This window comes from Niabella aurantiaca DSM 17617 (assembly GCF_000374125.1).
Taxonomy (GTDB): domain Bacteria; phylum Bacteroidota; class Bacteroidia; order Chitinophagales; family Chitinophagaceae; genus Niabella; species Niabella aurantiaca.
In genome coordinates this window covers 73,907-87,337 of the sequence record NZ_KB893645.1, presented here as the reverse complement: position 1 = coordinate 87,337, position 13,431 = coordinate 73,907, and the positions used below count along the sequence as shown (strand labels likewise).

Annotated in this window: 11 protein-coding genes; 5 read left to right on the top strand and 6 right to left on the bottom strand. The window is 50.1% G+C overall.

Features of this window, described 5'->3' with window-relative positions; translation table 11 throughout:
- Positions 1-6: 6 nt before the first annotated feature.
- From B160_RS0121460 to odhB, 3 genes are all read right to left on the bottom strand, one after another.
- Positions 7-993: an SPFH domain-containing protein gene (locus B160_RS0121460; RefSeq protein ID WP_018630000.1), complete on the bottom strand. Its 987-nt coding sequence runs from the start codon at positions 991-993 to the stop codon at positions 7-9.
- A gap of 140 nt (positions 994-1,133) precedes the next feature.
- Positions 1,134-2,360: an RsmB/NOP family class I SAM-dependent RNA methyltransferase gene (locus tag B160_RS0121455; protein ID WP_245562256.1), complete on the bottom strand. Its 1,227-nt coding sequence runs from the start codon at positions 2,358-2,360 to the stop codon at positions 1,134-1,136.
- Between the two features lie 40 nt (positions 2,361-2,400).
- The gene (gene odhB / locus B160_RS0121450; RefSeq protein ID WP_018629998.1) at positions 2,401-3,663 is read right to left on the bottom strand and encodes a 2-oxoglutarate dehydrogenase complex dihydrolipoyllysine-residue succinyltransferase; all 1,263 of its coding nucleotides are present in this window, start codon (positions 3,661-3,663) and stop codon (positions 2,401-2,403) included.
- 406 nt (positions 3,664-4,069) lie between these two features.
- On the opposite strand from odhB, the gene B160_RS0121445 reads away from it, so the two are divergent.
- Positions 4,070-4,711, top strand: a complete 642-nt coding sequence (locus tag B160_RS0121445) for a response regulator (protein WP_245562255.1) — start codon at positions 4,070-4,072, stop codon at positions 4,709-4,711.
- A 66-nt stretch (positions 4,712-4,777) separates the two neighbouring features.
- Here the strand turns inward: B160_RS0121445 and B160_RS0121440 are convergent, their stop codons facing one another.
- Positions 4,778-7,519: a 2-oxoglutarate dehydrogenase E1 component gene (locus tag B160_RS0121440; RefSeq protein WP_018629995.1), complete on the bottom strand. Its 2,742-nt coding sequence runs from the start codon at positions 7,517-7,519 to the stop codon at positions 4,778-4,780.
- A gap of 236 nt (positions 7,520-7,755) precedes the next feature.
- On the opposite strand from B160_RS0121440, the gene rpsT reads away from it, so the two are divergent.
- Positions 7,756-8,016 carry a 30S ribosomal protein S20 gene (gene rpsT, locus B160_RS0121435; protein WP_018629994.1) on the top strand — a complete coding sequence of 87 codons (261 nt, stop codon included), beginning with the start codon at positions 7,756-7,758 and terminating at the stop codon, positions 8,014-8,016.
- Positions 8,017-8,091: 75 nt separating this feature from the next.
- Here the strand turns inward: rpsT and murQ are convergent, their stop codons facing one another.
- Both murQ and B160_RS0121425 read right to left on the bottom strand, forming a co-directional pair.
- Positions 8,092-8,919: an N-acetylmuramic acid 6-phosphate etherase gene (murQ, locus tag B160_RS0121430; RefSeq protein WP_018629993.1), complete on the bottom strand. Its 828-nt coding sequence runs from the start codon at positions 8,917-8,919 to the stop codon at positions 8,092-8,094.
- A gap of 27 nt (positions 8,920-8,946) precedes the next feature.
- Positions 8,947-9,789: an N-acetylglucosamine kinase gene (locus B160_RS0121425; protein ID WP_018629992.1), complete on the bottom strand. Its 843-nt coding sequence runs from the start codon at positions 9,787-9,789 to the stop codon at positions 8,947-8,949.
- A gap of 157 nt (positions 9,790-9,946) precedes the next feature.
- Here B160_RS0121425 and B160_RS0121420 point away from each other — a divergent pair, with 157 nt between their 5' ends.
- The 3 genes from B160_RS0121420 (at position 9,947) to B160_RS0121410 (ending at position 13,378) form a co-directional block, all read left to right on the top strand.
- Positions 9,947-11,536: a S41 family peptidase gene (locus B160_RS0121420; protein ID WP_018629991.1), complete on the top strand. Its 1,590-nt coding sequence runs from the start codon at positions 9,947-9,949 to the stop codon at positions 11,534-11,536.
- Position 11,537: 1 nt separating this feature from the next.
- Positions 11,538-12,896 (top strand): pyridoxal-phosphate dependent enzyme, encoded by a 1,359-nt coding sequence (locus B160_RS0121415; RefSeq protein ID WP_018629990.1) that lies wholly within the window; start codon positions 11,538-11,540, stop codon positions 12,894-12,896.
- A 68-nt stretch (positions 12,897-12,964) separates the two neighbouring features.
- Entirely contained in the window at positions 12,965-13,378 is a 414-nt protein-coding gene (locus tag B160_RS0121410) for a DUF6157 family protein (protein ID WP_018629989.1), read from the top strand.
- Positions 13,379-13,431 lie beyond the last annotated feature (53 nt).

The window sequence follows — 13,431 nt, the reverse complement described above, 5'->3', positions numbered from 1 at the left end:
TATTGATTACAGCCTCGCCAGGATTTCTTTTTTCTTTTCGGCAAATTCTTCTTCCGTAATGATCCCCTGGGTTTTCAGCTCCCCAAGCTGTTTCAGAACATCCATCAGGTTGCTTTTATGCTCCGCAGCAGATTGCTGCTGCGGCTGGCTGGCCTGGGCCATCAGGTTGGTCAATACCACACCTGCGCCTACACCGCCCATATTGCCCGCGGCATCGTTATTTGAAAGGTTCTCCAATGCAATACCGCCCTGCATCTGGTTAAACTCGTTCAGGTTGCCTTTCAGTATATTCAATTCGGTCTTCTTGTCGAGGATCTTCTCCACTTCTTCCGGCAGTGAAATATTTTCAATAAAGAACTTCTCCAGCGAAAGGCCATAGCTATCCAGCTCTTTCTGAAACTCCGGCTTTAACTGCTCGCCCAGCGCCTGGTAGTTGGCCGCCAGCTCCAGGATGGAGATCTTTGCTTTGGCCAGTACTTCCGCAAAGCGACTGGAAAGGATGCCCTGCAATACCTCTTCCACGCCTTCCACACGCACAAAGGGATTGGTGCCGGCAAATTCTGTGATGAACTTTTTGGCATCGCCGATACGGATGGCAAAATTTCCAAAGGCTTTCAGCCGTACCTGCCCCAGCTCCGCATCGCGGATCAGCACCGGGCCGGATGTGCCCCATTTCAGATCTGTGAACTGACGGGTATTGACAAAATAGATGTCTACCTTAAACGGCGATTCAAATCCGTACTTCCAGGATTTCAGAGTAGTAGTAATGGGCATATTACTGGTGGAAAGCGTATGCAGGCCCGGCTGATAAACATCTCCAAACTCGCCTTCATTCATCAGCACCACCACCTGGCTTTCCCGTACCGTTAATTTTGCTCCGTTCTTTATGTTGTTTCCTTTATCCTGGAATTTCCAGATCAGGGTGTTGTCTGAAGTATCCACCCATTCGATAACTTCGATGAACTCGTTCTTAATAAAGTCAAATAATCCCATGAAGTGTCTGTTTTATTTATTGAAATTAAGGGAAAACGATGACAGTTGTGCCGTTGTTGTTCTTGCATTTTAACCTTGGGCATTGTCGCTTTCCGGATGAAGGGCGACGGGGAGATCATTTAGCTGTTAAATCGTCGGCGCTATTGATGATCCGGTACTTCCACCCGGCGGGAAGCGCTATGCTTTCTTTGCAGCAAAGCGCCGAACATCGTATCCGCTTTCTGATCATAGCCGGCGATCACCTGTTGTTCCAGCAGCTCCAACCCCAGTTCCTGCAAAAAAGCAACCTGGTCTTCATTTTCTGCTTTAAATACGGAGCAGGTCATATAAAGCAGGCAGCCACCCGGACGTACCGAACGGACGCAGTTCTTCAGGATCCGCTTCTGGAGCGCAGTATAAGTGGCTATTTGTTTTTCATCAAAAAAATATAATTGTTCCGGTGTGCGGCTCCAGGTGCCGCTGCCCGAACAGGGTACATCTGCGATTACAAGATCAAAGCGCTCCCCCGAAAGCAGTTCATCCGGCCTGGCGGCATCCGCAACCAGCGGCCGGAAATTTTTTATACCGGCCTCATGAAACCGCTTTTTTAAATTGGCAATCATGGAGGGCCGGATATCGGAAACGGTCAGCTGCACCGCGCCCAGTTCGTCCAGGGCCAGGATCGACTTACCCCCGCTGGCAGCACAGCAGTCCCATACCGCTATCTGAGCGTCGGGAGTCGGAATTTGAGATGCGCTCACGGTCAGCGATCTAAAGCGGCGCAGCAGGCCGGCTGTTCTCTGCGAGCTCAGGTCCTGGATCACCACTTCTTTGTTCATTTCCAGGACGGCATCTGCCTTTACCGAATTTTCCAGGCGAAGCGCCTGCTGTCCTTCCACTATGGTTTCAGCAGTAAACCGGACCCCCGCATCATGCAGTTTATCCGTTACCGCATTTTCATGACCGGGCCTTATCCTCAGGAACAGGTCGGGCTGAACAAAAAAGGAGCGTTCAAAAGCCAGGGGATCAATAGGGTTACTTAAGCGGTCTTTCCAGGGGAAAACGGCGCCGGAAAAGGTATCGGGTACCTTATAGATTGTAAACAGCTCCTTCCACGGAGCGGCAACCGCTTTCGATGACAGGCGCAACCCCAGCAAGACCCGTTGTTCAAACGAAAGGTCGGTAAACGCTTTTCCCAGCCGGTAATATGCGTAACACAATTGCGTGACCTGCCTGCGGTCTTTACCGCCAAACTTTTTTTCCCGGGAAAAATAATTTTTAAGAAAATACGCCAGTGGTTCATTGCCCTTATAATCGCCAATGATCTTTACAGCGCTGTTCAGGTAGGAGTAATAGCGCCCCAACGCTTGTGGAGGATCTGGTGACATATTCTAACCGGACCTGTTAGGTCTTAAAGACCTGACAGGTCTATAGTTCCAGTAATGTTTTAATAGGATCCTGCTGTATCAGCAGCAGGGTGGGATTCTCCAGCAATTCCTTTACACGAACCAGGAAGCTCACCGACTCCCGTCCATCTACGATCCGGTGGTCGTAGCTCAATGCAATGTACATCATCGGGCGGATCACTACCTGCCCGTTCTCTGCGATAGGCCGTTCTACGATATTGTGCATGCCCAGGATGGCGCTTTGCGGCAGGTTGATGATCGGCGTGCTGATCAGGGAACCGAATACACCACCATTGGTAATGGTAAAAGTGCCCCCGGTAAGATCTTCGGCCGTTAATTTGCTGTCACGCGCCTTTTTTGCCACGTCCAGCACGGCTTTTTCCACGCCGGCCATGCTCAGGCTTTCCACATTGCGGATCACCGGAACGGTCAGTCCCCGCGGTGTGCTTACCGCAATGCTGATGTCTGCATAGTCATGAAACAGGATCTGGTCGCCGTCGATATAGGCATTTACAGAAGGCCATTCGGCCAGGGCAATGGCACAGGCTTTTGCAAAGAAGCTCATAAAGCCCAGGCCTACACCATGGGCCTCTTTAAACTTATCCTTGTATTTAGCCCGGATGTCCATGATCGGCTTCATGTTCACCTCGTTAAAGGTGGTCAGCATGGCCGTGGTATTTTTTGCTTCCACCAGGCGGCGGCTGATGGTCTTGCGCAGGCTGGTCATTTTTTGTGCGCGCTCATTGCGGCTGTACAATTCTCCTCCTGCAAATGCTTTCCGGCCCGGACTGGCCAGGGCTGCGAGCACATCCTCTTTTACAATTTTCCCGGAATATCCGGAGGGGGTTACGTCTTTGGGATTTACACCCTTATCTGCAATAATAGCGGAGGCTACGGGAGTGGCTTTGATCGCAGCTGCGCCGGCTGATCCGTTTCCGGAAACCACCGCAGGTTTCTCCTTTTCCGGGTCCGGAGCGGGTTTTTTTGCTTCTTCCGGCACTTTATCCGCGGGTGTTTCTTCTGCGCCTGGTGCGGCCTCGGGTTTTGGAGCCGTGTCATCAATGGAAGCGATGGTATCCCCGATATTCAGGGTATCACCTTCAGCGGCATTGGTGGTCAATACGCCTGCTTTCTCTGCATTGACCTCAAACGTGGCTTTTTCACTCTCCAATTCAGCGATCACTTCATCCCGTTCTACATATTCCCCCGTATTCTTTACCCATTTCAACAAGGTTACTTCACTAATCGATTCCCCAACCGTGGGAACTTTTATATCAATTGCCATAAAAAAACTGCTTTTAAAAAGGTATGGCAAAGTACGGTAAAAAATTGTAAATTCTGAATGCTGATCTGAGAATCGGGGTTGGATTATGGAGATTTAAGACGCGGGACACGAGATTTGAGATGTGGGAATCGGGAATTGAGATGCGGATGTATACCACCGGATCCGGGCAAACGCCGGAAACGACATCTACCGGATGCGCGATGCTGAAGTTTGTTTCAGGTTTAATGCTCCAGGTTGGTATCGTTCGCCGCTCAATATGCATTTCGCAGTTCCATGGCACCAAAGCTGAATGCACGATGCTGACAGCCCGATTCTCAATACTCAATTCCCGATCCTCAACGCTCAAAATATCACACAAATTGGCGATAGGCAACTGTTTTTAATGCCGTAATTTTATCATATGAATATGACAACCATACGTGTGGCTGTTTTTGATGATAATGCCTACCGGAGGGACAGTTTAAGTATGTTGATCAACGCATCGCCCCATATGACCTGCACAGGAACCTTTTTTGATTGCAGCAATGTGATCACGGATATACGAAAAGCTGACCCCGATGTGGTATTGATGGACATCGACATGCCCAATGTGAACGGCATCGAAGGTGTCAAGATCATCAAGGTCAATTTTCCGAAGATCCAGGTGCTGATGCAAACTGTTTATGAGGATGATAATAAAATTTTTGCGTCTATTTGTGCCGGGGCTTCCGGTTATATCCTTAAAAAATCGCCTCCGGCACAGCTGCTCCAGGCAATTGAGGATGTATCGAACGGGGACGCAGCCATGACTGCTTCGATCGCCAAAAAAGTGTTGACTGCTTTTCAAAAAAACGTCTTCTTTGAAAACAACGAAGAAGTGGAGCTCACCGGAAGGGAAAAGGAGATCCTGAACCTGCTGGTAAAAGGTTATACGCGCAAGATGGTGGCTTCGGCCTGTAACCTGAGCATTCATACGGTAAATACCCACATTAAGAATGTGTATGAAAAATTACAGGTAAATTCCGTTTCAGAAGCTGTTGTAAAAGCTCTGAATCAGAAGTTACTATAAACGCTCATGTTTAGTTTTGAATAGATAAAAAAAGGGCGGAATTTCTATTCTGCCCGCTATTTCCTGCTACATGGAAAATGCCGTATTAATGATCTCTTCCTGTTCCGCTTTATGGACTTTCATAAATCCCGATGCCGGAGCGGCGCTGGGTTTGCGGCCGATGATGCCGTAGTTGATGTCCTTAAGGTTCATCTGCAGGAACGATGCCGCACCCATATTCAGGGGTTCTTCCTGTACCCAGTACCATACAGCGTTCTTGTACTTCGCGTACAAGGCGTCCAGTTGTTTTTTAGGCAGCGGGTACAATTGTTCCAGGCGCACAACGGCCACATTTTTCCGGCTGTCTTTCTGCTGTTTCTCCGCCAGGTCAAAATAGATCTTGCCGGAGCAGAACAAGACCGTCTTTACCGCCGCCGGTTCGTCCGCATAAGCGTCGTCGATCACTTCCCGGAATTTTCCGTTTGTGAATTCTTCTTTTAAGGAATAGCTGCCCGGATGCCGCAGGTTGGCCTTGGGCGCAAAATTGATCATGGGTTTGCGGAACGGCCATTTGAGCTGCCGGCGCAAGGCATGAAAATAATTGGCGGAATTGGTAATATTGGTCACCACAATGTTCATTTCTGCACAGGATTGCAGGAAACGCTCGATCCGCGCACTGCTGTGCTCAGGCCCCTGCCCTTCAAAACCGTGTGGCAGCAGCATTACCACCCCATTCATCCGGTTCCATTTTTGCTCGGCGCTGGTGATGAACTGGTCGATCATGGTTTGCGCTCCGTTCACAAAATCGCCAAACTGGGCTTCCCAAACCACCAGTACATTGGGCGATGCCAGGGCAAACCCATATTCAAAGCCCAGCACTGCATATTCGCTCAGCAGGGAATTAAAGATCCTGAACTTCTTGGAAGTAGGTAAACCGCTCAGCCGGTTATAGGAGGCATCGGTTACCTCGTCCCTCAATATGGCATGACGGGAGCTAAACGTGCCGCGGCCTACATCCTGACCGGTCATACGCACATCAAATCCGTCCATCAGCAGGCTGCCAAAGGCCATCAATTCCCCGGTGGCCCAATCCACCTTCTGCTCGGTTTCCAGCAACTTTACTTTATCCTGCAGCAACTTGGCCACTTTTCTTAAGGGGGTAAATCCTTCCGGTATGGTCATGAGGCCGTCAAATACGGTTTTAAAATGTTCCGTACTGATGGCGGTATCGGGGCTCTGGTCGAAATCGGCAGGAGCAGCCTTGCGAAGGCTTTTCCATTGTAATTCCGGCTCCTGATAGGTATAGGGCAATGGCTTCTGCTTTACCTCGTCCAGGCGGTCCTGAAGATCTGCCCAGAATTGTTTCTCCAGCTCTTTTGCCAGCTCTTTGGCGTCTTCTTCCCCATTATCCAGTAAATATTTTATATACACTTCCCTCGGGTTGGCATGCTTGTCGATCAGCGCATACATCGCCGGTTGAGTAAATTTGGGGTCATCGCCCTCATTATGTCCGTGTCTGCGGTAGCAAACCATATCGATAAATACATCTGCATGGAACTCATTCCGGTAACGGGTGGCAATTTCTGCGCATTTCACCACGGCTTCGGGATCATCACCATTCACATGCAATACCGGCGACTGCACCATTGCCGCAAGGGAAGTACAATAGTCGGCACTGCGGGCATCGGAGAAGTCTGTAGTGAACCCGATCTGGTTATTGATCACAAAATGGATCGTGCCTCCGGTATAAAAACCGCTCAGCTTTGACATCTGCAGCAATTCATAAACCACTCCCTGACCAGCCAGGGCGGCATCCCCGTGCATCAGTATCGGCAGCACGCTTTCATAACGCTCATCGTGCAGGATGTTGGCGCTGCTTCTGGCAAAACCCAGTACCACAGGATCCACGGCCTCCAGGTGCGAGGGGTTGGGCATCAGTTTCAGGTGCACGGTTTCTCCGTTCGTAGCCTCGATCACACTGCCAAAACCAAGGTGGTATTTTACATCGCCGCTTCCCATGGTCTGATTGATCTCCCCGGTTCCCTCAAATTCGCTAAAGATCTGTTCGTAGGTCTTTCCCAGAATATTGGCCAGTACATTCAGCCGGCCACGGTGGGCCATGCCGATCACGACTTCTTTTACTTCGAGTGTGGCCGCCTTGTTGATGATGGCATCCAGCGCCGCGATGGTGGTTTCCCCGCCCTCCAGCGAAAAACGCTTCTGTCCCACATATTTGGTATGGAGGAACTTCTCAAACATCACCCCATCATTCAGCTTCTGGAGAATGCGTTTCTTCTGCTCCAGCGGCAGCGGGTTGGTAAACTTCTTTTCCATTTCGTTGGTCAGCCAGTCTACCTTCTTCTGGTCGCTGATGTATTTGAACTCGATCCCTACATGTCCTGCATAGCATTTTTTGAGGTGCGACAGGATGTTCTTCAGGGTGGTGGTGCCCAAACCGATCAGGTTGCCGGCTTCATATTCCGTATCCAGGTCGGCCTCGGACAAGCCGAAAAAAGGCAGGTCCAGGTTGGCGCCACGGTCCTTGCGTTTTTTTATAGGATTGGTATCTGCCAGCAGATGCCCCTTGTTCCGGTACCCTAAAATAAGCCGATATACTGCGATCTCTTTTCTCCAGTCAGACCCCCCCGTACCGGAAACAACCGCCGGTGCTCCGTTCTTCTGTGCCAGGCCGTTGCCCACTGCAAAATCGAAACCTTCAAAAAATTTTTTCAATTCGGTGTCTACGCTCTCAGGGTTATTGACAAACTCCTTGTACATATTCTCAATAAATTCCGGCGAGGAGTTTGTGATGTACGAAAAATCCTTCATTGTAAATCAGCTATTTATATATTATTTTATCTTGTATTTTTATATTCAGGATCTGCTTCTAAAATTGCCCCACAAGATACGCAATATTTGCCCATTCCAAGCGTTCTATTTTTCTATTTTAAGTTATGTTTAGTGATTGCCGGGCAGGATCCGGTGGGGCATCCAAAAGAAAAAAGGAACAATTTGCAGATTTTTGATTTATTTCCGTTACCTTTGCCGTCCAAAAAAAGAGATCCATGGCGAATCATAAAGCTACAAAGAAACATGCGCGTCAGGCCTTAAAACGCCGCGACAGGAACAGATATTATGGTAAAACCACCCGTAATGCCATTAAAGAACTGAGAGCAGCGGAAGGCAGCGAAGCAAAGGGTAAATTATCTTCTGTTGAAAGCATGATCGATAAACTGGCCAAGAAAGGGGTGATCCACCGCAACAAAGCGGCGAATTTGAAAAGCAAACTGGCTAAGAAAATCAACGCAGCTACTGCAGCGGCTTAATCAAGATATTTTCTTTACAGGAAACAATAAAGGAAGAGCATCCACTCTTCCTTTTGTTGTTATGAAAAATATCGCTTAATGTATTTGTGCCTGGTTATAGGCGATCACGGCATTTTTTACACTTTTGTTTTCCAATAGCAGCTGTTTGGCCTGTTCATAGTCCTGCAGCCCGGTTTTTTCCATAACCATTTTGGTTCCCCGGTCGACCAGTTTTTCATTGGTAAGCTGCATATTCACCATCCGGTTCCCTTCTACCCTTCCCAGCTGGATCATTACCGTAGTGGAAATCATGTTCAATACCAGCTTTTGCGCCGTACCGCTTTTCATCCGGGTGCTTCCGGTTACAAATTCGGGGCCTACGATCACTTCAACCGGGTAATCGGCAACAGCGCTGACAAGGGCGTTCGGGTTGGAGCTGATGCTGCCGGTAACGATCCCTCTTTTCTGGCATTCCCGCAAGGCACCGATCACATAGGGGGTTGAACCGCTGGCGGCCACGCCCACCACAACATCTTTTTCGTTAACGCCGTGCGCCTCCAGGTCTTTCCACCCCTGTGCCTCATCGTCTTCTGCATTTTCCACCGGGGTGGTGATCGCTTTCCAGCCTCCGGCGATGATCCCGATAACCACCCCCGTAGGCAACCCATAGGTAGGGGGGATCTCACTGGCATCCAAAATGCCCAAACGGCCGCTGGTGCCGGCCCCTATATAAAAAAGGCGTCCCCCGCCAATCATGTTCTCTACAATCGCCTCGATCAGTTTTTCGATATTAGGGATCACCTCCTGAACGGCCAATGGCACCGCCTGGTCTTCTTTGTTCATAGATGAAAGCAACTCCAGTACCGACATTTTTTCGAGGTGATCATATCTGCTCGACTGCTCCGTAATCTTTTCTCCTGCCATATAACCGATTAATTTCTTTTTAACAATTCAGGAATGATATTCAATCAGCCCCTTCATGGGCTTTTGAAGCACCTTACCCAACTCAAAACTATAACTGCCGCAAAGTTCTTTCAATACATCTTTAAAACCAAAAGCGATGCTTCCGACAAAGTTGATCGGGTGCTTCCAGGCTTCCTGGAATTTGCAAAGGTGCGTAAAAAAGAAATCATTCAATCCATCTTCAATAATATTCTCTACCATATAGTGCCCCCTGTTGTCTGCAAGGAACTTTGCAAACCCCGCAAGATAGCGGTTGGGCAACGGTTGTTTATACACCCGTTCCAGGATCTCGGTGGCATTGGTCACATAAGCGGCATCAAACCGGGCGCGCAGGTCTTCATCGAAGGTATTGTACAGAAAATACTGGATCACCTTCCGGCCCAGGTAGGCGCCGCTGCCCTCATCTCCCAGAACATAACCCAGCCCCGGGGCATTCTTCTGGATCTTCCGCCCGTCGTAATAACAGGTGCTGGAACCGGTACCCAGGATGCAGGCAATGCCCTTGCTGCGCCCGCAAAGCCCCCGGGCCGCGCCCTCCACATCGTGCCAAACCTGCACTTTCGCCCCTCTGAACAGGCTGCGAAGACTTTTCTGCACCATTTTGCGGTTGTCCGGGTTCAGACAGCCGGTACCATAATAGAAGACCTCATCCACAGCTGCATTTTTCAGCTTCGGAAGCAGCTCCTTTCCCAACAGCGCAATGATCTGCTCCCCGTTCAGAAAATAAGGGCTCACCCCGCTGGTAAGCACCGTTTTTGCTTTCCCGTTGTTCAGAAGACACCATTCCACTTTCGTAGATCCCGCATCTGCGATGAGTTGCACTTTTGACATTTAGACTGGAGTTTAGTACCCGTAGTTACCCGGGTGGTTCTTACACCACAATATAAGTATCAAAAATAGCTTATTTATAAAATAATCAGAAAATGATTTGATTTCTAAAATAAACAGCAAAGTTTGGCTATTTTGCAGCCTCGCATAAATCATACGAATGAAAAAGAAATTTGAGGTCTGGCTGCCCTTGCTGTTCTCCGTGGTGATGATCATTGGAATGTTTATCGGTTATAAATTGCGCGGTGCGCAACCCAACGGAGGACTTTCAAAACCAGGCCGCAGCACCTCACTGGAGGAGGCGCTTGAGATCATCCGGCAAAAATATGTCGACTCCGTAAAGATCGACACGCTGGAGACAAATGCCATCCGGGAAATGATGAACGAGCTGGACCCGCACTCGGTGTACCTTCCCCCGGTGGACCTCAAAGAAACCAATGAGGAACTTTCCGGAAAATTTGAAGGCATTGGCGTAGAATATAACCAGATCAGGGATACCGTTAACATCACCTATGTATTGAAAGCCAGCCCCAGCGAAAAAGCGGGGCTTAAAATAGGCGACCAGATCATCAGAGTGGACGACTCGCTCCTGGCCGGAAGAAATACCACCAGCGCTACCGTCCGCAACCTGATCCGGGGCGAGAAGGGTACCACCATCACCCTGCAGATACTCCGGAACAATGCCCTGCTCACCATTCCGGTAACCCGGAACAATATTCCGACCCCTACACTGGTAGCCTCCTACATGGTCAACAAGAACGTCGGTTACGTAAAGCTGGACAAATTCGGAAGCACCACCTACCGCGAATTCATGGAGGCCATGGAGCAGCTGAAAAAACAGGGACTGACGGAGCTGATACTGGACCTGCGGGGCAACGGAGGAGGCTATATGGACCAGGCCATCGATATCGCTGATGAATTCCTGAGCGGCGATAAGCTGGTCGTTTTTACCCAGGGCACCAACAGCCCCAAAAAAGAATACCGGTGTAAACGGCCGGGAATTTTTGAAACCGGAAAACTCACGGTACTGGTAGACGAGCTGTCCGCAAGTGCCAGCGAGATCCTGAGCGGCTCCCTGCAGGACTGGGACCGGGCTACCATCATCGGCAGGAGGACTTTTGGCAAGGGGCTGGTCCAGGAGATCTTCCCCCTCAGCGACGGTGCTGCATTGAAGCTGACCGTTTCCCGTTATTACACCCCCCTGGGCAGAAGCATTCAGCGTCCTTACAACAAGGGGAAAAAAGTATATATGGATGATATCTGGGAGCGGTACGCCAATGGCCAGGCTTATTTTGCAGACAGCAACAAGGTCAACAACGGCCAGCAATACAAAACGCCTTCCGGGCGGATCCTCTATGGCGGCGGCGGCATCATGCCCGACGTTTTTGTAGGCCTGGACACCTCCAGGACCTCCAAAGAGATCAACCGGCTGTTCTTCAACGGGGCTTTTACCGATTTTGTTTTCCACTATTACCTCAACAATCAAAAAGTAATGGAGCCTTTTGCCTCCCCCCTTTCCTTTTCGCAGGCTTTTGACCCTGGAAAAGCGATGTGGCAGCTGTTTGTGAGCCGGGCTCAAAAAGATACCGTAAATTTAACCCACATACCGGAGGCAGAAAAACTACGGGTGTCCAACCGGATGGAAGCCTACCTGGCCCGGTTCAAATGGCGGGATACGGGGTACTACCAGATACTCAACCTGACCGATTCGGTGGTACTGAAGGCTGTTGATTATTTAAAAACAAAATAAGATGGATATCAAGAATAATATACTGGAAACCATTGGCAATACTCCGTTAATCCGCCTGAACCGGATCACAAAAGAACTGCCCTGCACCGTGGTTGCCAAAGTAGATTATTTTAATCCGGGCAACAGCATCAAAGACCGGATGGCCATCAAAATGATCGAAGTGGCAGAAGCCGAAGGGCGTCTGAAACCCGGCGGCACCATCATTGAAGGCACCAGCGGCAATACCGGCATGGGGCTGGCCCTTGGAGCCATCGTAAAAGGGTACAAATGTATTTTTGTTACCACCGACAAACAGTCCAAGGAAAAAGCGGATGTGCTGAAAGCGATGGGAGCCGAAGTGATCGTTTGCCCCACAAACGTAGAGCCGGAGGACCCCCAAAGCTACTACAGCGTGGCCGCCCGCCTGGCAAAAGAAACGCCCGATGCGTACCACATGAACCAGTACGACAACCTGGCCAACCGCCTGGCGCACTATGAAACCACCGGCCCCGAAATATGGAGGCAGACCGATGGCAAGATCACCCACCTCGTTTGCACCGCCGGCACGGGCGGCACCATCACCGGCACGGCCCGGTACCTGAAAGAACAGAACCCCAACATCAAGGTGTGGGCGGTGGATGCCTACGGCTCGCTGCTTACCAAATACTTCAATACCGGGGAAACGGACCTGAATGAGGTATACCCCTATTTCAGCGAAGGTTTTGGAGAAGACTTTGTGCCGAAGAACTATGACATGAGCGTGATCGACGCGTTTACCCAGGTAACGGATAAAGACGGTGCCATCATGGCCCGGAAGCTGGCCAAAGAAGAAGGGCTGTTCTGCGGGTACAGCGCCGGAAGCTGCCTTAAAGGACTGATGCAGCTAAAGGGGAGCCTTGGCAAGGACGACCTGGTAGTGTGTATTTTTCATGACCATGGCAGCCGGTACGTCGCCAAGATCTACAACGACCAGTGGATGATGGAACGGGGGTTTCTTGAAGTAAAGACCTTTAAAGATATTATCAACAGCCGTAAAAACCGGCCATTGATCACGATTCCGCCAACTGCTGCCGTATCTGACGCGGTAGCACTCATGCGCAAATACGATATTGAGCACATCCCGGTTATGGAGAACGGAGCCGTGACCGGCTCCGTAAGCGAGAGCGGCCTTTTTCAAAAGATATTCTCAGACCCGAACATCAAAAACGAGAGCCTGGGGAACATCCTGGAGCAGCCCTACCCGATCGTAGCCTTCGACACCCCTGTGGAACGCATCGGCTCGCTGATCAGCAAAGCAAACGGAGCGGTACTGGCACAGGACGACGCAGGCAATTATCATATTGTTACCAAGTACGATATCGTGCAAAGCGTGGCAAAATAACCGGGGCTTCCTACCGCTGTACGGGTATCGTTCTTCTCTCCGGGGAAAAGATGCAAAACATACAGATCATGAAGATCCACACAACCAATTATCAAAACACATTTATTGAAGTGGCTCCCGATTGTCCGGTAACCACCGCCGAAGTGCCCCCCTTAAAGCTTTCCGGGAAAACGGCAGCCAATATGCAGTTTGAGATGATCATGGAGCACCCCTATCAATTTACCTCCGATGACGTGCTGTTCCAGTGTTTTGCCCTGAAAAACAATATTCCGCGGTCCGGCCTGAAAACGGCAAGGGAGCAGTTCTTTTCAAAAGGACAACCCTGCCTCCGGGCTTCCCCGCTTACCAAACGCTATGGATGGGGGGTGCACAGCGACCAGGAAGGTAAAATTGCCCTTTTTGGCGTGGGAACCAAAGAATACCGGAAGCTTTCGGCGGACGGCAGTTTGAAAATAGTGAAAGCCATGCGTTCCGGAAAATAACCGGTACGGCGAGGGGAACATAGATGCGGGCACCATTTACGCCTGCCCGGCAC